19 protein-coding genes and 1 pseudogene are annotated in these 18,995 nt (G+C 69.9%); 17 read left to right on the top strand and 3 right to left on the bottom strand.

Annotated features, from left to right (window positions below; all coding sequences use genetic code 11):
- Positions 1-93: 93 nt before the first annotated feature.
- Positions 94-840: a site-specific DNA-methyltransferase gene (locus ACFYSH_RS28710; protein WP_150517395.1), complete on the bottom strand. Its 747-nt coding sequence runs from the start codon at positions 838-840 to the stop codon at positions 94-96.
- A gap of 579 nt (positions 841-1,419) precedes the next feature.
- Between ACFYSH_RS28710 and ACFYSH_RS28705 the strand changes: the two genes are divergently transcribed.
- The 12 genes from ACFYSH_RS28705 (at position 1,420) to ACFYSH_RS28650 (ending at position 12,298) form a co-directional block, all read left to right on the top strand.
- Entirely contained in the window at positions 1,420-2,565 is a 1,146-nt protein-coding gene (locus ACFYSH_RS28705; RefSeq protein WP_359468801.1) for a C40 family peptidase, read from the top strand.
- A gap of 88 nt (positions 2,566-2,653) precedes the next feature.
- Complete coding sequence (locus ACFYSH_RS28700; protein WP_011029048.1) at positions 2,654-2,962, top strand: DUF6112 family protein; 309 nt, start codon at positions 2,654-2,656, stop codon at positions 2,960-2,962.
- Complete coding sequence (locus ACFYSH_RS28695) at positions 2,962-3,642, top strand: hypothetical protein (RefSeq protein ID WP_359468804.1); 681 nt, start codon at positions 2,962-2,964, stop codon at positions 3,640-3,642. Before ACFYSH_RS28700 ends, ACFYSH_RS28695 begins: the two co-directional genes overlap by 1 nt.
- 28 nt (positions 3,643-3,670) lie before the next feature.
- A complete protein-coding gene (locus ACFYSH_RS28690) occupies positions 3,671-5,074 on the top strand; it encodes an ATP-binding protein (RefSeq protein WP_359468807.1) in 1,404 nt (467 codons plus the stop codon).
- Between the two features lie 132 nt (positions 5,075-5,206).
- Complete coding sequence (locus ACFYSH_RS28685; RefSeq protein WP_359468809.1) at positions 5,207-6,673, top strand: SCO6880 family protein; 1,467 nt, start codon at positions 5,207-5,209, stop codon at positions 6,671-6,673.
- A gap of 25 nt (positions 6,674-6,698) precedes the next feature.
- Positions 6,699-7,151 carry a DUF6238 family protein gene (locus ACFYSH_RS28680; protein WP_359468811.1) on the top strand — a complete coding sequence of 151 codons (453 nt, stop codon included), beginning with the start codon at positions 6,699-6,701 and terminating at the stop codon, positions 7,149-7,151.
- Positions 7,152-7,176: 25 nt separating this feature from the next.
- Entirely contained in the window at positions 7,177-8,682 is a 1,506-nt protein-coding gene (locus ACFYSH_RS28675; RefSeq protein WP_359468813.1) for an ATP-binding protein, read from the top strand.
- A gap of 32 nt (positions 8,683-8,714) precedes the next feature.
- Entirely contained in the window at positions 8,715-9,410 is a 696-nt protein-coding gene (locus tag ACFYSH_RS28670) for a hypothetical protein (protein ID WP_359468815.1), read from the top strand.
- 128 nt (positions 9,411-9,538) lie between these two features.
- Positions 9,539-10,102, top strand: coding sequence for a hypothetical protein (locus ACFYSH_RS28665; protein WP_359468818.1), 564 nt, complete (start codon positions 9,539-9,541; stop codon positions 10,100-10,102).
- 97 nt (positions 10,103-10,199) lie between these two features.
- Complete coding sequence (locus ACFYSH_RS28660; protein WP_104784838.1) at positions 10,200-10,964, top strand: hypothetical protein; 765 nt, start codon at positions 10,200-10,202, stop codon at positions 10,962-10,964.
- A 25-nt stretch (positions 10,965-10,989) separates the two neighbouring features.
- Positions 10,990-11,187, top strand: a complete 198-nt coding sequence (locus tag ACFYSH_RS28655) for a hypothetical protein (protein ID WP_181011498.1) — start codon at positions 10,990-10,992, stop codon at positions 11,185-11,187.
- A gap of 175 nt (positions 11,188-11,362) precedes the next feature.
- On the top strand, positions 11,363-12,298 hold the full coding sequence (locus ACFYSH_RS28650; protein ID WP_359468821.1) for a hypothetical protein: 936 nt from the start codon (positions 11,363-11,365) through the stop codon (positions 12,296-12,298).
- Here ACFYSH_RS28650 and ACFYSH_RS28645 read toward each other — a convergent pair.
- On the bottom strand, positions 12,276-12,602 hold the full coding sequence (locus ACFYSH_RS28645; protein ID WP_104784841.1) for a hypothetical protein: 327 nt from the start codon (positions 12,600-12,602) through the stop codon (positions 12,276-12,278). The genes ACFYSH_RS28650 and ACFYSH_RS28645 overlap by 23 nt on opposite strands.
- Before the next feature lie 20 nt (positions 12,603-12,622).
- Positions 12,623-13,441: a barstar family protein gene (locus ACFYSH_RS28640; protein ID WP_359468824.1), complete on the bottom strand. Its 819-nt coding sequence runs from the start codon at positions 13,439-13,441 to the stop codon at positions 12,623-12,625.
- A 145-nt stretch (positions 13,442-13,586) separates the two neighbouring features.
- Here ACFYSH_RS28640 and ACFYSH_RS28635 point away from each other — a divergent pair, with 145 nt between their 5' ends.
- The 5 genes and pseudogenes from ACFYSH_RS28635 (at position 13,587) to ACFYSH_RS28615 (ending at position 18,892) form a co-directional block, all read left to right on the top strand.
- On the top strand, positions 13,587-13,973 hold the full coding sequence (locus tag ACFYSH_RS28635; protein WP_103759900.1) for a hypothetical protein: 387 nt from the start codon (positions 13,587-13,589) through the stop codon (positions 13,971-13,973).
- 158 nt (positions 13,974-14,131) lie between these two features.
- On the top strand, positions 14,132-14,857 hold the full coding sequence (locus ACFYSH_RS28630) for a hypothetical protein (RefSeq protein ID WP_359468827.1): 726 nt from the start codon (positions 14,132-14,134) through the stop codon (positions 14,855-14,857).
- A gap of 850 nt (positions 14,858-15,707) precedes the next feature.
- Positions 15,708-17,496 (top strand): annotated as a pseudogene (locus tag ACFYSH_RS28625) (type IV secretory system conjugative DNA transfer family protein).
- On the top strand, positions 17,493-17,723 hold the full coding sequence (locus ACFYSH_RS28620) for a hypothetical protein (RefSeq protein WP_359468830.1): 231 nt from the start codon (positions 17,493-17,495) through the stop codon (positions 17,721-17,723). The pseudogene ACFYSH_RS28625 and the gene ACFYSH_RS28620 overlap by 4 nt, the downstream one beginning before the upstream one ends.
- Positions 17,720-18,892, top strand: a complete 1,173-nt coding sequence (locus tag ACFYSH_RS28615) for a DnaB-like helicase N-terminal domain-containing protein (protein ID WP_359468833.1) — start codon at positions 17,720-17,722, stop codon at positions 18,890-18,892. The genes ACFYSH_RS28620 and ACFYSH_RS28615 overlap by 4 nt, the downstream gene beginning before the upstream one ends.
- Positions 18,893-18,995 lie beyond the last annotated feature (103 nt).

Below are 18,995 nucleotides of genomic sequence, written 5' to 3'. Positions count from 1 at the left end.
ACAGGAGGTGCGGCTGGTGCATCAGTTAGTCGATGCACCAGCCGCCCCTTTGGCGTCTGTGGGCCGCCGGCCCCGGCCTCTCCGCTCTCACGCTCATGCCTCCGGTCCGGCCAGCTCGAAGTCGGCCTTCGTCAGTTCGGCCCGCAGCCGCTCCTCGGCGACGTCGGCGTAGTGCGCGGACAGCTCGACGCCCACGAACCGACGTCCCTCACGCAGGGCCGCGACCCCGGTGGAGCCGCTGCCGGTGAACGGGTCGAGGACGGTGCCGCCCTCGGGGCAGACCTGGACGAGCTGCTGCATGACCTCGACCGGCTTCTGGGTGATGTGAACCCGGCCCTTGCGGGGCTGGGAGGCGATGTAGTGCCCCGGCAGGTAGAGGTCACGGGTGTTGTCGAGGGAGCCCTTGACGCCCCAGATGATGAACTCCGAGTCCTGCTTCGGCCCGCCCTTGCGGGGCCGGCTGGACGGCTTGATCCACGGAATCGTGCCGCTCCAGGTCCATCCCGCCATCTGCAGGGCGTCGGAGGTGGTCGGCTCCTGTCGCCAGTCGGTGAAGACCATCGCGACCGCGTGCTCGGTCGAGGCCCGGTACGCCTCGGTGAGCAGTTCGGTGAGCCAGGAGCGGTAGGAGCGCTGGTCGCGGTTCTCTCCCGGGAAGTTGGCGAGGTCGTGCGCCGAGTTGCTCGTGACGTACTTGGCACGGGCGGTGCGGCCGGTTCGATCGGAGCTGGTGCGGCCTCCGGAGTTGTACGGCGGGTCGGTGATCACCGCCTGGACGCTCTCGTCCGGGAGGGACTTCAGGACGGTCAGGGCGTCGCCTCGGTGCAGCGTGTAGCTCATGGGGAGGGCCTCTTTTCGGGCGCGGCGGAGTCTGGACCTGCTCCGGGCAGCGCTCAACGGCGCGCATTCGGTGCGAGGTTGCAGCGGAGGTTAACGGCGAATTTCGGCCGCGCCTAACGAGGTGGCTCCCTGCTTTGAGCCCCCGGACGGCAGTCGTTTGGTGCGGCCGGAATCCCGGTCTACTGTCTCGCCGTGCCACCGGGAAGGAGCCTTGCTTCACCCCCGTTGAGCTGTGCTTATCCGTGCTGTCTCGTCCAATCGAGCAGCGTCGGAGGCATGTTGCCCATCTGCCCGCGAGCGCCAGGAGGAGGCCCACGTGCACTGCCTGAGATTACGAGCGCGGCTGGCTGCCGCCGTGACCTGAAACCGGCGTCCGGGAGCTACCGACTCCTCTGACCCGGGCCCGCCGAGAGGCGGATGCACATCGGCGCGGTGCCGACGGCTTTGCACGAGAAGTCGGCACCGCGTCTCCTTCGAACACCGAGGAGCCACTGCGATGCAGCATGCCCTGACACACCCCCGCCCCGACCCACCTCCCTCGACCGGTCCGCACCGCCGTCGTGCTGAACGGCGGCGGTCGTGAAGAAGACGACAGGAGCGCTCGTCGGTCTGTGCGCCACCGGACCACTCCTGCTGGCACTGCCGATCCTTGGCATCGGTGCCGGGACCGCCTCGGCTTCGTGCTCGGCCGACGGTGCACAAGGTGTGGACGCCTCCGCCGTCGCCAAGCAGGTGAAGGCCATCCTGGACGGCGGCGACAAGGGCTCGGTCTCCGTGCCGGGGCTGGACGCGCCTGCCGACCAAGTGCCCAACGCCAAGACGATCCAGGCCACTGGCGTCGCGATGAACATCCCCGCCCGAGGGCAGGTCGTCGCCCTGGCGACCGCGCTGCAGGAGAGCGGCCTGCGGAACCTGACCTACGGCGACCGCGATTCGCTGGGTCTCTTCCAGCAGCGGCCGTCGATGGGCTGGGGTACGGCCAGCCAGATCCTCGACCCGGTGCACGCCTCGACGAAGTTCTACGAGGGGCTCAAGAAGGTCTCCGGCTGGCAGTCCCTCTCTGTCACCCAGGCCGCCCAGGCGGTACAGAAGTCGGGCTTCCCGGAGGCGTACGCCAAATGGGAGCCGCTGGCCACCGCCCTGCAGAAGGCCATCGAGCCCCTGCTGCAGAAGGCCGGCGGCGCATCGCCGAGCCTGTCGCCGTCCGGCTCTGCCGACACCGGCAGCCCCTCTCCCGATTCCGCGGGGGGTTGTTCGGCGGACGGCGACGGGACGGACTTCGGCACCATCCCGGCGGGTGCACTGCCGGAGGAGTACAAGATTCCCGCCTCCGCGCCGCCGAAGGTACAGACGGCGATCCGGTGGGCGCTCGGCCAGCTCGGCACCCCGTATCAGTGGGGCGGCACGTGCACCGACTCCCACGGCAAGAACCCGATGGGCCGCTGCGACTGCTCCTCCCTGATGCAGGGCGCGTACAAGGCCGCCGGAGTCACCCTGACGCGGACCACGTACACGCAGGTCAAGGACGGCAAGGCCGTCTCGGTCGATGCCCTCAAGCCGGGCGACCTCCTCTTCACCGAGGGGACGGCCGCCGTACCGGAACACGTCGGGATGGCGATCGGGCAGGGCCTGATCGTCCACGCCCCGCACACCGGTGATGTCGTACGGATCACCACCGTCGCGTCCTGGAAATCGCGGATTCTCGCGGCCCGCCGCCTCATCTGACCGGCGCTCCTCCCCCTCCTCACCTCCCCTCGCACCGCTGGTTCGCCCCGCCGGGCTTTGACGTACGCTCATTCGAACTGGAGTTCCCGTGTATCTCGCTGAACAGGTCATACAGCTCGCCTACGACCCCGGAATCAAGCCCAACGAGGGCGGGCTCCCTGGCCTCAACGTCCTCAAGCAGGTGATGGGCTCGATCAACTTGTTCGGGCTCATTGCCGTGGTCGGAGCCCTCGCCGTCAGTGCGGGCGTGTGGGCCTGGGGTCACCACTCGGGTGGTCACCAGGCCGAGGCGAACGGGAAGAAGGGCGTTCTGGTAAGCGCGGGCGCGGCCCTTCTGCTCGGTGCGGCCAACGGCGTGGTCGCCTTCTTCTCGACGCTCGGGACGCAGGTCCACTGATGGCTCAGCACTCCACCCACCCCGGCGGCGCATCTCGCGTGCGCCGCCGGGCTCTGCTCGGCACTGCCGTCCTGGCGGTCCTCGTCGCCCTCGCCGGCCTGGCCGCCTACCTCACCCGCGAGGGCCGAAGCCCCTCCGATATTACGGCGCCACCGCCGAGTTCGCCCACGGCGTCCCCGCCGTCCGCGGCACCGTCCGGGCCGCATACCCGGCCCCGCGCTCTCCCCGTTCCGCCGAAGACCCACGACCCGATCACGTACGGGAAGGCCGCCGCCGCAGCGCTGTGGTCGTACGACACCCGCGCGTACTCGCAGCCCGAGCTGCGCAAGGCGCTGCGCGGCTGGCTGACCACGGAGTCGAAGTACGCCGACCGGGCCTCCGTCGACCAGGCGGTCCCCTCGGCCGTGCTGTGGAAGGAGATGGCGGCCAACAAGCAGGTCGCCACCGCCAAGATCAACGAGGGGCACTTCCCGCACGCCTTCACCCAGGCCCTCCAGGACGAGCCCGGGGCGATCACCCAGGCGTACGTCTACGCCGTCACGGTCTCCGGCAAGCAGTCGATTCGCTGGAAGGGCTCGGCCGCCGGCGGCGCGGAGAGCCGTTCCACCACCCTCGCGGTCCAGTGCCGGCCCAACCACCCCTGCGCCCTGGTCGGCGTCATGCCGTCCGTCGCGCCCTGACCCTCGCCCCAGAACGGAGGTACGACCCATGGGAGTCTGCGACTTCCCGCTGATGGACAAGGTGTGCGGCGCTGTCGACTTCGCCACCAACCCCGCCGGCACCGTCACCGACGGCCTCGGCGCGTGGATCGCGAAGTCGGCGGGCGAGCTGGCGTCCAGCGCGGCCGACCTGGCCGCCAAGGCCGTCAACAAGACGACTGCGATCGACCTCAACGCCGGATGGTTCCGCGACAACTACGAGCTGCTGCTGCCCATCGGCCTCGCCCTGACCGTCGGCATCTTCTGCATCCAGCTCATGACCGCAGCCTGGCGCCGAGACGAACGCGCACTCGCCAAGGCGGCGTTCGGCACCATGACCGGAGTTCTGTTCAGCTTCTCCGCCATCGCCTTCACCACCGTCGCCATCACCGTGGTCGACGCGCTGTCCGACGGCCTCTTCAAAGCCGCCAACACCTCGATCGACGACGCGATCCGCCGTGTGATCAAGGTCGATCAGATGGGGGCCATGTACGGCCTCGGCTGGGGTGTGCCCGCGTTGGTCGCCTTCGGGTGCGCGATCGGCGCCTTCCTCTACTGGGGCGTGATGGTCGCCCGCAAGGTCGGCGTCCTGATCATGGTCGCGCTCGCGGTGTTCGCGGGTGCCGGCGGCGGCTGGGAGGTCGCGAAGCGGTGGCGGCGCGGCTGGATCGAGGCCACCGGCACCCTCATCGTTTCAAAGCTGTTGATGACCATCGTCTTCCTGATCGGCGTCTCCGCCATGGGCAAGACCGACGCCAGCGACGGAATGGCGGCCCTGTCCGACGCGATGGCCGGCATCGTCGTGATGGTCCTGGTGCTGCTCTGCCCCTACGCGACGTACAAGTTCGTGCACTGGGCCAGCGACGGTGGTGGCCACGACGACATGCACCGTACCGGCGTCGCAGGCATGGCAGTCGCTGCCGGATCCGCGAAGACCGCGGGCAGCCTCGCGATGCGGGCCAGCACCGGCACCCCCGCTCCGCAGGGGCCGAACCAGGTCCCCGGTGCAGGGACCGATGGCGTCGCCTCCGGTATCAACCCCTCGGGCACCAACCTCAGCAAGGAGGGCATCGACGCCGGCCCGCCCAAGCAGCAGACCCGCTTCCGGTACGGCGAGGACCCCAACGCCTCCGGCGACAAGGGCCGTGCCCTGATCCAGCGCCCCGGGATCCCGCCGCTGATCACCCGGCCCGGCGAGGACGAATCGGAAGGGGCCGAATCGACTGCCCAAGGCGTCGCGGGCAGCTCCGGTCACCTCACAGGAGCATCGACTCCGGGCGCCAACATGACCTCCATGCCGCCCGCCGACCCCGGACCTTCGGCCTCGGGCACTCCGGCGTCCGGGCCATCGGCCACCGGGTCTGCGACGCCGACGAACTGGGTGTATCCCACCCAGCCGCCGTCGGGTTCCTGACCCACATCTCCGGGGGCGGGCCGCACTCCACGGCCCGCCCCCGCCTCCCCACCAGCAGGAAGGTTTCGCCATGAGGTCCAGAAGAGCGCCGCGCGCCCCGTTCTCCGCCCGCTCCCACCGTCTGGAACCACCATGTCCGGCAAGCACCAGTCCTCCACGCCCACCGTGAAGTTTCCCCACCGCAGCAGGCGCGGCGTCCTGCTCGGCCTGACCGTCCCGCAGTTGGTCGTCGCCGGACTCACCGGCCTTCTCCTTCTCGCCGTCATCCTGGCCCGAGGCGTGGTCGGCGCTCTCAAGCTCATACCGCTGTGGGCGGTCATCGCCCTGCTCGTCTTCGTCCGCCACCGAGGTCGCGCGCTGGCGGACTGGGCCCCGATCGTCGTCCGCTATGCGCTGCGTCGGATGCGAGACCAGCTCGTCTGGCTCACCCGGCCCTCCCGGCGGCCGACCCGCGAGGGACTGCTCCACCTTCCCGGCACTGCCGCCAGCCTGCGCGTGGCCACCGCTCCCGATGGCAAGTACGGCGCCGTCCACAACCCGCACACCGGGACGCTGACCGCGGTGGTCAAGGTCTCCTCCCGCGCCTACGCCCTGCTCGACCCGGGCACCCAGCAGGCCAACGTCGGCGGCTGGGGACGCGCGCTGGCGGCCCTCGCCCGTACCGGACAGATCGCCCGCATCCAGGTGATCGAGCGCACCATCCCCGACTCCGGCGACGCGCTGCGCCGCTACTGGGAAGAGCACGGCCGACCCGACACCCCGATGGCCGGCGCGATCTACAACGAGCTGATCCAGAGCGCCGGCCCCGCAGCCGCCCCGCACGAGGCGTACGTCGCGGTGTCCTTGGACACCAAGGCGGCCCGTCGGCTGATCAACCAGGCCGGTGGCGGTCTCACCGGTGCCTTCAGCGTCCTCGCCCAGCTCACCTCCACGTTCGACCAGGCGGCGCGGACCGCCGGTCTCACCCCGACGGGCTGGCTCACCGCCCGCGAGATCGCCGCCGTGGTGCGCACCTCCTACGACCCGAAGGCGCTGGCGACACTCGACCGCTGGTCCACGGCCGTTCGCCCCGAGGCCGAGCCCGCCGCCGCCGGCCCCGTCGTGGTCGTCGAGAAGGCGGACCACATCGCCACCGACTCCGCCGTGCACGCCACCTACTGGGTGGAGAACTGGCCGCGCACCGAGACGTCGGCCGGGTTCCTGCACCAGCTTCTGTTCACAGGCGGCGTCCGGCGCACGCTGTCGCTCTCCTATGAGCCGAAGAACCTCGACGCCGCCCTGCGCGACGTGCAGCGCAAGAAGTCCAGCGTGATCGCCGACGCCGCCGAACGGGCCCGGCGCGGTCAGGTCGACTCCGAGGCGGACTCGATCGAGTACCAGGACATCAAGTCCCGCGAACGCCAGCTCATCGCCGGGCACGCCGACGTCGCCCTGACCGGTCTGCTGACCGTCTCGGCCGACACCGAGGACGAGCTGCGCACCGCCTGCGCCGTCGTGGAGACCGCCGCTGTCGGCGCCCAGCTCGATCTGAGGCCCCTGACCTGGCAACAGGCCGAGGCATTCACCGCCGCCGCCCTGCCGCTCGGGCTCGCTGCCTGACCCTTCCTTTCGAAAGAGCACCCTCATGTCCCGCACCGCCAGCCCGACCGCGCAGGACTTCGTGCCCTTCGCCACCGCCGCGCTCGACTTCCACCGGGCACTCAACATCCCGGGCGGCCCGCTGGTCACCACCCGGGCCGAGCTGGACACCCTGCACGCCCACCTCGTCTCGCTGTACGGGCTGCTCGACGCCCACGCCAGTCGCACCGGGCAGCTCGTGGCGGTCGAGGGCGACCAGCTCCGCACCGCCCGCACCCGCATCTGGCAGGCCGCCGAACACCTCCACGCCGCCTACCACGCGGCACCCCGGCCGGATTCCGGCGAGGTCCCCGAGCCGGAGGCGTGCCAGGCCGGCCTTCCAGAGGGCGCACCGGAACTGACCATCTGCCAGCGCCACCAGCGCACCGCTCATCTCGTGCGGCGGCGCACCACCCCGGCCGACCTGCACGCCCCGTTCACCGGCCTCATCCGCCGCTGATCCACCCCTCACCTGGAGAAACGACATGCCCCGTACCCGTGCCAGTGCCTCCCCTCTGTTCGTGCCCCGTAAGACGACACGCGCCGAGCAGCGGGCCGCCCGAGCCGGTTTCACCGAGGCCCGCCGCCAGGCACGCCTCGCCGGAAGCCCGTCCAAGCACCGCGCCGAGCAGACCCTCGACCCGGATCTGCGGCCCACCTATCCGCTCGCCGGTCGCCCCGGTCCGGCGTCCGCCCGCGGCGGCAAGCTCGACCTGCCCGCCCACCGGATGACCACCGCGACAGCCAGCGGCGCGTACCCGTTCGTGGCCGAGGGCGGCCTGGGCGCCGAAGGGGTGTTCATCGGCCGCGATGTGCACGCGGAAGCGGCTTTCTGCTTCGACCCGTTCTCGCTCTACAACAGCGGCAGGGTGGAGGGCTTCACCAACCCCAACGCGGTCCTGGCCGGCATCATCGGCATGGGCAAGTCGGCGCTGGCGAAGTCGATCGCCACCCGGTCGATCGCCCACGGCTACCGGATCTACATCCCCTGCGATCCCAAGGGGGAGTGGACCGCTGTCTCGCAAGCCCTCGGCGGCTACAGCATCGCCCTGGGCCCGGGGCTCCCTGGACGGTTGAACCCGCTGGACGCCCCGGCCCGCCCCGCCTCCGTGAGCGAGGAGGACTGGTTCTCGGAAGTTCGCAAGCGCCGTCTGCTGCTGCTGGCCAGCCTCGCCCGCACCGTGCTGAAGCGCGACCTGCTGCCGATGGAGCACACCGCCCTCGACCTGGCCCTGGATCTGGTCGTCGCTGACGCCGCCGCCCGGGGCACGGTGCCGCTGCTCGGCGAGATCGCCCACGTACTCGGCTCCCCCGAACGCCTCGACCAGGCCCTCGGCCACCAGGCGGGGCACCTCGGCTCAGCCGCCCAGGACCTCGCCCATGCCTTGCGACGTCTCGTGCACGGCGACTTGAGCGGCATGTTCGACGCGCCGAGCACCGTGTGGTTCGACCCGACCACACCAATGCTGTCCATCGATCTCTCCCGTCTCGGCGGCTCCGGTGACGACACGGCACTGGTACTCGCGATGACGTGCGCGAGCGCGTGGATGGAGTCAGCCCTCAGTGATCCCGATGGCGGTCGGCGCTGGGTGATCTACGACGAGGCGTGGCGGCTGATGCGGCACGTCGGGCTGCTGGAGCGGATGCAGAGCCAGTGGAAGCTCTCCCGAGGGCTGGGCATCGCGAACCTGATGGTGATCCACCGCCTCAGCGATTTGCTCTCGGCGGGCGACGCCGGCTCACGCGGCCGGGTCCTTGCCGAGGGGCTCCTCGCGGACTGCAGCACGCGCATCATCTACCGCCAGGAGCCCGACCAGCTCGCCGCCGCTGCATCTCTGCTCGGCCTGACCGGCGTCGAGACCCAGGCGGTGTCCGCCCTGACCAAGGGCCGAGGTCTATGGAAGGTCGCCGGCCGCTCGTTCATCACCCAGCACATCCTCCACCCGGCTGAGCGGGAGCTGTTCGACACCGACGCCCGCATGGCCGCCTAGCCCAACGACCAGCACAGCAACGGAAATCGATCATGTCTGCTTCTTCCACTCCTTCCTCCGGTGACAACGAGCCGTCGCAGGCCACCGACCCTTTGGCGTGGCGACGGCACCTCCCGGCACTGGCCTCGGCCTCCGCCGGGATCAACGAGGCGTGCGACGCCTGGGACGCGGTTTCGGACTCGCTCTGCGACGCGGACGGCTGGCCGCTGGACGACAAGGTCTACGGGGACGGGAAGGTCAAGCGGGACGCCGAAGCGTGGAAGCACGCCGAGGTGTTCCTCGACCACGGACCCGAGGTGCTGGCCGGGGTCCGCGCCGCCGCCGACGGCCCCGACTACGTCGAGGGACCGATCAGTGACGACCTCCGTCGGATACGCGGGATCGACACCATCCTGTTCCGGGCGGAAGAGCTGTGGCACGAATGGGACGGCGTCATGGCGCTTATGGACGGTTCGCAGCCGCGCGTGCTCCACCTCTACCAGGAGCGTGCCGAGGAGCACCGCAACACCGAAGGCTGGCACTACTCACACGAACTGGGTTCCAAGGGACCGGCGTTGGTGCGCGTCGGCGAATACCTAGTTCACCGGGCGGACACCGAACGGCCGGCGCAGACCGAGCGGGCTCGCGTCGCCCTGACCCGCTCGACGCACAACGCCCGTGCCGGATCACCTGCTTCGCCCCAGGTCCCGCTGGCATCGCATCCGCCGGCTCCCGGTCGCTCGCGGTGATCCCTAGCACGCAGTCACGGCAGCGCCAAATTGCCCGATCACCGGATCCTCATGGACCCCGCACTCCTTCAAGCTCCACGCCCCGTCGGCTCCCGCCGTGCGGCGGGGTGTTCGCAACGGAGAACTCCATGCACCACGAAACCCCGCCCCCGACCGCCACGTCCGATCCGCGTCGCCTTCAGGCTGCCCTCTGTTCCGCGCTCGGGCAGCGCGGCCTGGAGGGCACCGTCGAGTACGGCCTCAGCGACTACATCGTCCACGCCGAGCTTCCCGACGGCAGTTCACTGATCATCTCGCCGCCGCAGGAGCCACCCTCCGAGCACCCCGAGTCCCCGGAAAGCTGGATGGTCACCCGCCACCGGTCCGTCGAGCCTGCCGTCTACGAGGTGATCTACGACTCCGAGCCGGACGGTCCGCATGCGCGCCACGGCGGCAGCGTGCCGGATCTCCTCTCCGCTGTCGACGCCCGCCTGGACCAGCTTGGCGTACCGCCACGCCAGGAGCAGGAACGCTCCGGCAAGGCGCGCGCCGCCACCGTGCTCCCGCCCGACTCCGCTCCATCCCGGGCGAGTGTCGCTCTCGCCTCTTCGCCGTCGGTCGGCCAGCGCGTGCTCCCGACCGGTCCGCCGCCGGAGTCTTCCGCGCGGGCCGCGCCGCCGTCCGCCAGTTCCTCATCCGCTCCCCGGCTCTGACCGACCGCGATCCAGGAGTCCTCCGTGCACCGCACCCTCAGAACTGATCCGCCCGTCGCCCGCACCTGCAACCGCACCCGCCTCGGATGGATCTGCCATGCCCAGCCACTACGACGTGTTGCCCGACCTGGCCTTCGGCCACCACCCCGTCCACGGCATCGTCGCCGCGAACCCAAAGAACCTCGCGGCCAGCACCTGGATGCTCAGGGGATTCGACTTCCATCCCGTCCCCGACCAGCCGACGTTGTACGCGCTGGCCGACCAGAACCGTGACGGACACGGCCGTACGAGCCGGGCCATCGAACTGCTGCACAAGGCCGGCTACCAGGTCGATGTGGACGCCGCACTTGACCCGGCACTGGCGCCCGACACGGCACAGGTACGCGACCGCGGTCCGCTCGGTGAACCAGACGTCGCCTTCGCCGATCACCCTCAGCTCGGCATCGTCGCAGCCCTCGACGACCGTGTCTCCGGCCTCAGCGGGCTCGCGCTGGTGGAAGACGGCTGGCGGCACAACTCGAGCCTGGACATCTACACGCTCCCCGCGACCACCGATCGCGTCGAGGCGCTAGGGAAAGTCGCCGACGCCACGGTGGCCCTGCACCGTTCGGGGCTCCAGGTCGCAGTGCAGCCCCGCCTCGCTCAAGAGGTGACGGCTCGGCCCCGCCCTGCTGCCACGCCGGCGGTCGGCCGTGAGCGCGGCCGTGGTCCCGCTCGCGCGTCTCCGTTGAGCGCCGCCGCGCTCGCCGCCAGCCCGGCCCGTGCCGGTATCCCGGGCAGGGCGCCGGTCCCCGCCGCCGCCGTCACCACAGCGGCGGTTCGGCCGGTTGACCCCCGCATCGCGTACTCACGCAACCGCTGACCCAACTCCTCAAGGAGGCCCTTCCATGGCCGTGAAGACGATCTGGCCTATCGACCACACCTGCGGTCACCATGCCGACCGCGACTTGTCCGACCGCCGCGCTGGCTTCGTCGAATGGCTCCAGGCAGGAGTGCTCAGTTATCTGCACCAACCTCCCTCGTTGACCAGCGTGCTGGACGAGCTGATCGACGAGGAGGACATGTGGACCCGCGGCATGAGCTGATGGAGGGCCGGGCCGAACTGCCCCGGGCCTCTGGCTGGCCCCGTCCCGCTCCCAGCCAGCCCGGCCGCTGGCGGGGCCTCGGTCCCGGGCCCATGCCGTCCTTCAGCGGCCCACTGGCCAGGTCCCATGCCTAGGAACCCATCCGGGCCGCAAGCCCAACACATACGATCGGCTCGTGACGTTTGAGACCGAAGCGGACCTGCTCCTGCTCTGGATACGTGAAAAGACCGCAGGCACGGATAGCCGCATTTCTGTCGACCCTCACAGGTCGTGCGAGTGGTCCGAGGTCGCGAAGGGGGAAGTGTTCAGACTGGTCGCGTGGCTTGCCGAGCGCGGTCTCGTCAACCACTACGGACAGCGAAACGCCGGGTGCAACAGCTTCACGACCAGGTGCACTTTGACCCCCAAGGGGGTGCACGAGGCTGAGCGTCTCTTCCAGCTGCGAGGCAACAAGCTGCATCGGTTCGACGCCGCAGCGAATGGTCTGATCGTCGCTGCAATGGACGAGGTCCCTGATTTCCACGTCGTGGTGCAGGACTTCGCGGAATCCGACCGTGCTGTCTTTCTCGGCCAGCGAATCGACGCGGAAACGATCGAGAAGGCCACGGCCTTCCTGGTGGACAGCAAGCTGGCCACCGTGTACTCCCGATCGGTCGCCATTCGTCCCCGAGAGGCTTTCGACCCGTCGTACGCGCTCGCCCTGACCCCGCTTGGCATCCAGTGCGGGGACCAACACGTCAACGTGAGGAATTTCGTGACCAGCCAGAAGGACGCCCGCCCGGTCGCCATCTACGGCGGCATCAACCAGATCGGGGACCACAACACCCAGAACAACAACGTCGGGTTCCCTCCAGACGACCTCGCCCAGTTCGCCCAGCAGGTCCTCGCCGCCGCCGTCACCATGGACGTCCCTGAGCCGATCCGTGAGCGGATCACGGAGGACGCTGAGGCGCTGCAGCGCGAAGCGGAGAGGGAGGAGCCGCAACCCAGCCGCATGCGACGAACCCTCGAGGGCATGAGAGAGAGCCTGCTCCAGGCGGGCCAGGACCAGGCCGCGCAGAAGCTCATCGAGATGGTCGGCAGCTTCCTCATGACGGCCAGCGGCGGCTGACCAGCGGCACGCGACGCAAGCGCGCCCAGTCGTTCATGGTCCCGTCCTCGCCCGCGCCTTCCTCGTGGCCGTGCCGTACGGCCAGGCGCGCGGGCAGGACGGAGATCCTGCCGTGGCCCGACGCCGTACCGGCCCGACCGACACCGTGCGCGCTCTGGTGCACTCCCGCGATGGAGGCGCCTGCGTGCGCTGCGCCACGGCCCTTGACCTGACGACCCACCACCGGGTGAACCGCGGGACGGGCGGCGCCGGGGAGGAAGGCGAGCTGGCGCGCGCCGAACTGGCCGCCCGAGTCCAGGACCAATGCCTGGAAGCGACCAGCCGTTACCGAAGGATGACGTTTACGCCCCGTTCCTCGAAGATCTCCAGGAGGAGGTCGAACAGCACAAGCTCGCGGTCACCGGCGGGCACGCGCTCTGCCAACCCTTCCCGAGCCTCGGCCGAGGAATCCCAGTGCAAGGTGAATGGAGCAGTGGCGCCCCACCCGCCGCAAAGGCAGTCGTCGAGAGCGTCAAGGTTCCAGCCGAAGTATCCGCCGGGTCCGTTGATCGCCTCACCGATTGCACAGTAGAAGCTGTCTTCGTCGACCATGTGCCGGCCGTCCAGGGCGAACACCTGGCCTGCAGGCTCTTCGAGCTTCCCCTGGCGTTGGTACGCCCAGGACCACAGGGCTACCGACAGCCACGCGTGCCGATCCTCGGGTGCGAGTTCGTGCCACATGCCGATGCGGTTCAGTTGACCCGTGCGGACCAGGTTCCACGCTCGTTCCGCTCCGGGTAGGGCGTTCTCGCACCACAGCATCACTGTGACGTCGACGAGGCCGGTTCCAAGGGCAGAAGGTTTGGCGTCGACGACGGTGACCCCGTTGACGAAGTAGGACCCCATGGTGGCACCGTCGCCGTCGAGAAGGGCGAGCCATGCGTTCCCCGCCATGGCGCGACGGCTACCGACATGATCGAGGCTCTTCAGTAGGCCACCCTGCGGAAAACAACCTTCGAGGTGCACTCGGCGTGCGCCCCCCTCATCCGGCAGAGACGTGAAGAGCCCCTCGGCCTCGTGAGTAAAGCCCCAGAAGTCACTGTCGTCCTTGTCCGAGGTCAGCGCGTACTTCTGCCCCTCGCCGGCCCGCCCTGATGTTCGCATCGCACCCCCAATGAGAGCGCTGATCTTACCGACGCTCGACAACTCACCGGGCAGTCGCCGACGCTGTCTCCACCCCTGACCCCATCCCATCAATCTCGACGGCCCATTGACGAGCCACATAGCCCTGATCACCCATAAGAGTGAAGTGCAGAGAAGCACCAACTGCTGGCGTGCCTCGAACGAGGGCGACGAGCAGGACAAGGCCGCCTGGCTCAAGGCGAAGCGCGCCGAGGAGCAGACCGCGTCCGAAGCCTGGTCCGAGCAGTACCGGATGCCTCCCCTGGAGGGGACCGAGCGGGCCGTTCCCTGGGGCGTGCGCTGTCGTCACCAGATCCTGACCAACGCCTACACCGCACTGGTCACCGAAGGCGCGACCAGCGAAGCGGACTGGGCGGAGATCGAGGAGAACGCTCGTACGGTGACCCGCGCCGGGTGGTGGATAGACCAGAGGTCGTCCGAGCCCGAAGACCTCACCGAACTGCTCCGAGCCGCCACCGGGGCCGACCGGCCGACAGAGAATCCCTTCTTCTGACCGACCGGGTGCCCTGCTGCGGCGGGACACCCAGCTGACCGCCACCGTGCGGCCTCTACCAGCGATTCTCGGCCGGACCAAACCCCGGAATTGCCGGATGCTCTGCCCACTGGCCCACCTCCAACGGGTCCTTCGCTCCCTCTGCCCCGGAGACTTCCGTGCCTACCTCGATCACCATCACGTCCGAGTTCAGCGGCAGCGTCGTTGCCAAGGGCGCTACTGATGACCTCTCCGCGCAGCTCCTCCGTCACGCCGGTTTCAAGCAGATCGACGACTGGCACGGCCGACGCCATCGCCTGCCCACCACCACTCCGCTCGCCGACCAGGTCGCCATCGCCAGCCATGCGGCCGAGATGCTTCGAGCCGCTCGCTATGACGTCACCCTCCCGCCGTCTCTCGACACGGCCCGGCTGAGCCCTCCGGTGCATGCGCTGGGGCCCTACGCCGCCGGAGCCGAACTTCTCAGCATCACGGACCAGATCCGTGCGGCCGAAGACGGAGCCAGCCTTCAGCGGGCAGTTGACCACCTCCTTCACCCCGAGCACGGTGCGCTGGAGCGTGTCCGGGAGGCGCTGGAAGCAGCGGGAGAACAGGTCAACGACCTGGACGAGGACGCGTATGCGCTCGCTGACCGGTTCGGCTTCGCCTCGGAGTTCATCAGCTCGGCCCAGTCCGAACTCGTCGATTCCGAGGCCGAGCTACGCCGCGTCGGCGCCGCTTCGACGAGCTACTCCGCAGCACGGACCGTCCGTGATCACCGTGGTGCCGCTCTGGCCACTTCTCCTGCGGCGAACCAGGCCAAGGTCTCCTCGGCGTCCAGTTTCACGCCGGCGCCTTGCTCTGCGACGGGTCACCCACCGCGCGCCTCAACCCCCCGACGGTGACCCCGGCCGCTCTCTCCGCCGTCGGCCTCCAGTACGTCGCGCGCCCCCGCTCGACTCACCCGTCAAGGACCACTCACCGGAAGAGGCAAACGTGCCCGAGTACTACTCCAGCATCGGCGAGGCCGTCGGTGCGGCCATGCAGCACAACATCCGGCTCGCCCACCGCAGCACGGCACCGGGCTCCGACAAGCCGCTGCAGCTCAGGCACCTGCCCAACGCTTCCGCCGATCCGTACTCGGTCCGCGGAATGATCTCTCGCCTCCATGAGGACGCCTCACCCGATGAGGTGGCGGGCATCATCGAGGAGGTCAACGGCGCACTGGTCGGGGCTCTGCCCGAGCTGACCGAACTCGTCGCCTCTGCCGCCGACTGGACTCGCGCCCGTCTCAACTTCGACGACCCGCATCACCATCCGACTTTCGAGACGTGGACACGACTGCCGCCGCGTACGGAATGCTCCAAGACGTCCGTGAGCAGTTGGAAGTCGCCGAGGACGGTCTCGCTGCCTGTCCCGCAGAGCGCACGGACCCTTGGCACCACCAGATGGTCAACGTCTTGCGCAGCCGGGAGTTGCTCGACGATGTCCTCGGTGCCGAGGCTGCTCCTGTGCCGTCCGCTGCCCGGAACGTCGATTCAGACCGGCAGCGGGCGGCCCGCGCCTCCTCGCCGAGCGCCGGAACATCGCGGTCGACTGGCAGTCCGCCGGCCACCGCATCACCTCCCCCGCGCCTCGTTCTGCCGGCCGACCCCGCTAACACGTTCCGCTTCAGACGTCCAGGAGTACCCCCATGAGCTGCATGAGAGCCGAGCGCGCCCCGCCCCCGCCCGCTCGCACACCCAAGGAACCGCCGTGCCTTCCCCGCGCACCAGCGCGCCCTCGACCACCACCGGGTCGGACGCGCTCCTCTACCTCCTGTTCGGCATCCTCGGCGCCGCCATGGCCTTCGGCTCCCTGGCCTGGCTGACCGGAAATCTCACCAATAACTTCGTCGGGAGCGGAACATGGGTCCCCTTCCGCGTCACGGACGCGCTGCTGCACCCGGAGGTGCTGTGGCCGACCTTGAGCACCAGCATGCTGATGGTCGGTGCCCGCGTCGTCCCCGGCTTGCTCACCGTTGCCCTGGTCGTCACCGCTGCGGTGCTGTGGATGCGCTGGCGTGCCGGGTCCAAGTCCGGCCTCGCCCGCAAGGCGGACCTGGCGCCGCTGCTGGACAAGGAGATCGTCGCCAAGGCGAAGAGCCTGCGCCCTAGCCTGGGCGGCCGGGAGAGTAAAAGAGGTCCTGCCCGCTGACCGCGGCATCCTGCTCGGCACCCTCGATCCCGGTCGTGCGGAGGTCCGCGCGTCCTGGGAGGACGTGATCGTCGCGATCATGGCCCCGCGTTCCGGAAAGACGTCCGGGCTGGCGATCCCCGCGATCCTCTCGGCACCGGGCCCGGTCCTGCTCACCAGTAACAAAGCCGCGAACGACGCCTTCACCACCACGGTGGACGCCCGTGCCGAGGTCGGCACGATCTGGACCCTCGATCCGCAGCAGATCGCCCACCACCCGCGCGAGATGTGGTGGGACATCCTCGCTGACGCCCGCGATCTCGCCGGGGCTAAGAGGTTGGCGGGGCACTTCGTGACCGCGAGCGTGGACGAGTCCAGCGGCTCCGACTTCTGGTCCACCGCCGCGAGCAACACCCTCGGTGCCCTCTTCCTCGCCGCCGCGTCCCACCGGCGGCCGATCACCGACGTCCTGGCCTGGCTCGCGATGCCGGCCGACCGCACCCCGGTGGACCTGCTCACCGACGCGGGCCACCATGCGGTCGCCGCCCAGCTCCAGGGCACCGTCTCCGGCGCGACCGAAACGCGCGACGGCATCTATGAGACCGCGAGGCAGTACGCGAGCTGCCTGCTCGACCCGGACGTCGCCGCCTGGGTCACCCCCAACGACGACCTCCCCGAGTTCCAGCCGTTCGCCTTCGCCATGTCCCGCGACACCCTGTACCTGCTGAGCAAGGACGGCGGCGGCAGCGCGTCCGCGATCATCGCGGCAGCGGCCGACGCCGTGATGCGCGCGGCCGTGATCGTGGCCGAGCGCTCCGGCGGGCGACTCGACCCGCCCGCCCTGTGCGTCCTCGACGAGGCGGCGAATGTCTGCCGCATCTCGGACCTCCCTGATCTCTACAGCCACCTGGGCAGCCGAGGCGTCATCCCGATGACGATCCTGCAGTCCTACCGTCAGGGCCAGCGGTGCTGGGGCGAGGCCGGTATGGACGCCCTGTACTCCGCCGCCACCATCAAGATCATCGGATCTGGCATCGATGACGCGGACTTCGCCGACCGGCTCAGCCGTCAGGTCGGCGATCACGACGTCCAGACCACCTCGGTGTCGACCAGCGAGGGCGGCAAGTCCACCTCGGTGAGCATGCGCACGGAGCGGATCCTGCCGCCGGACGCCATCCGCGCCCTGCCCAAGGGCAAGGTGCTGCTGCTGGCCACCGGCATCCGGGTCGCCATGCTCAACCTCAAGCCCTGGTACAAGGAGCCCTCCGCCAAGGTGGTCGGCCCGGCTTCCGCTCGCGCAACGAAGGCCATCACCGAGCGTGCCCTCGCGAAGAGCATCGGCCAGGACGATCTTGGACTGTCGGCATGAGCGCGCCCGCACCACAGCAGGGGCGGTTGGCCCACGCTCCGGTCGTCCTGCGCGGTGGCCGGTGGTGGCTTGACGGCGGGGCAGGCTCGGTTCCCGCCTCCGATCCCGCCTTCACCGCCGCCCTGGACGACTTCGCGCTGTCGATGGCCGCTGCCGATCAGGCAGTCACCGACCTCCTCATCCGGCAGGACGAGGCGTCCTCCGTTGATCCCGGAGGCCGGCGGTGAACCCGTTGATGAGTGCCGAGCAGGCGGTCCTCGGTGCCGCGCTCCTCGACCCCGAGCAGCTCACGCACCTGGAGTGGCTCGCTGCGGACCACTTCTATCGGCCCGTCCACCAGGCGCTGTTCGCCGCCCTCCGCAAGCTGCGCAACGACGGGCATCCCGCGCTCTCGGCCGATGGTCCGTTGCCGCTGTCGTGGGTGATCGACGCGGTCGAGGAGGCCGGACAGCACGTGCGCGGGTTGACCGCGGCGTACGCCCACACTCTGATCCAGGCGTGTCCCCGAACCGAGCACGCCCCGGTGTACGGACGCATGGTGCTGGAGGGGGCGATTCACCGCACCGTCGCCCAGCACGCGATCCGTCTCCACCAGGCGGCTCGGGCCGACGCCGTCCAGGGCGAGGTCGAGGGAGCGTTGCGCACGGCGGACGTCCTGACCGGCGTACTCACCGACCATGCGCGACGCTGGGGAACGGATCCTCGTCCAGTCCCACCCACCGCTGGGCCCTCTGCCGCCACGGACATCCCGCTTCCGGCGCAGAGCGGCCAGGTCGCCGAGGACGAGCGGTTCCTCCTGGCCGTCCTCGCCGAACAGCCGGGGGCCATGGGGGAGGTGGTGGCCTGGCTGCGGCCGGGAGACTTTGCCGACCCGACCCACGGGCAGCTCTACCGGTGCCTGGGCGCGCTGCACCACCGGGGCGAACCCATCGACCGGATCACCCTGCTCTGGGAGGCCCAGCGACGCGGTCTGCTGGCCGACGGCACTGTGTCGAGCGAGCAGCTGACCGCCGTCTGCGAAGGCATGGTCCCTGGCAGCGCTGACTGGTTCGGGCAGCGGGTGATGCGCTCCTCCCTCACCCGCACCGCCGCCGCCTCCGCGCGAGCCATCCGGGCCTTGGCCCAGGACGAGGTCCTGGGGCCCGGTCGGCTGATCAACCACGCCCTGCACGCGCTCGGTCCGCTCGACGACGTGCGTGCCCGCTGGGCCACCGCGAACAGCAGTCCGGCTCCGAAGGCCACGGCATCCGCGCCGCCGACGGCCGAGCCGCCGCCCGACCGAGTGAAGGCCGCCCGCGCCCGCAGCACACCACGCCCAGGCGCGTCACCCCCAGCCCCGGCCAGCCGTCTCCCCACGCTGTCGACAGCCCGACCACCCTCGCGCGGCCACCCGTGAGACCCCTCCTCCACCGCCTCTTCTGCCTCTGGAACTCGCCTTGATCTACCTCATCTCCGCAGCCGCGCCGGACCTACGCGTCACGGCCCCGAGCCTCGCCACC

It is taken from the genome of Streptomyces sp. NPDC005791, from assembly GCF_042871485.1.
Taxonomy (GTDB): domain Bacteria; phylum Actinomycetota; class Actinomycetes; order Streptomycetales; family Streptomycetaceae; genus Streptomyces.
This window is presented reverse-complemented; position numbering and strand designations above follow the sequence as displayed.

Excerpts from the sequence above, each read along its gene's own strand:
- ACFYSH_RS28710 (WP_150517395.1), bottom strand. The coding sequence starts at position 840 with ATGAGCTACACGCTGCACCGAGGCGACGCCCTGACCGTCCTGAAGTCC.
- ACFYSH_RS28695 (WP_359468804.1), top strand. The coding sequence starts at position 2,962 with ATGGCTCAGCACTCCACCCACCCCGGCGGCGCATCTCGCGTGCGCCGC.
- ACFYSH_RS28690 (WP_359468807.1), top strand. The coding sequence starts at position 3,671 with ATGGGAGTCTGCGACTTCCCGCTGATGGACAAGGTGTGCGGCGCTGTC.
- ACFYSH_RS28685 (WP_359468809.1), top strand. The coding sequence starts at position 5,207 with ATGTCCGGCAAGCACCAGTCCTCCACGCCCACCGTGAAGTTTCCCCAC.
- ACFYSH_RS28680 (WP_359468811.1), top strand. The coding sequence starts at position 6,699 with ATGTCCCGCACCGCCAGCCCGACCGCGCAGGACTTCGTGCCCTTCGCC.
- ACFYSH_RS28675 (WP_359468813.1), top strand. The coding sequence starts at position 7,177 with ATGCCCCGTACCCGTGCCAGTGCCTCCCCTCTGTTCGTGCCCCGTAAG.
- ACFYSH_RS28670 (WP_359468815.1), top strand. The coding sequence starts at position 8,715 with ATGTCTGCTTCTTCCACTCCTTCCTCCGGTGACAACGAGCCGTCGCAG.
- ACFYSH_RS28665 (WP_359468818.1), top strand. The coding sequence starts at position 9,539 with ATGCACCACGAAACCCCGCCCCCGACCGCCACGTCCGATCCGCGTCGC.
- ACFYSH_RS28660 (WP_104784838.1), top strand. The coding sequence starts at position 10,200 with ATGCCCAGCCACTACGACGTGTTGCCCGACCTGGCCTTCGGCCACCAC.
- ACFYSH_RS28655 (WP_181011498.1), top strand. The coding sequence starts at position 10,990 with ATGGCCGTGAAGACGATCTGGCCTATCGACCACACCTGCGGTCACCAT.
- ACFYSH_RS28640 (WP_359468824.1), bottom strand. The coding sequence starts at position 13,441 with ATGCGAACATCAGGGCGGGCCGGCGAGGGGCAGAAGTACGCGCTGACC.
- ACFYSH_RS28620 (WP_359468830.1), top strand. The coding sequence starts at position 17,493 with ATGAGCGCGCCCGCACCACAGCAGGGGCGGTTGGCCCACGCTCCGGTC.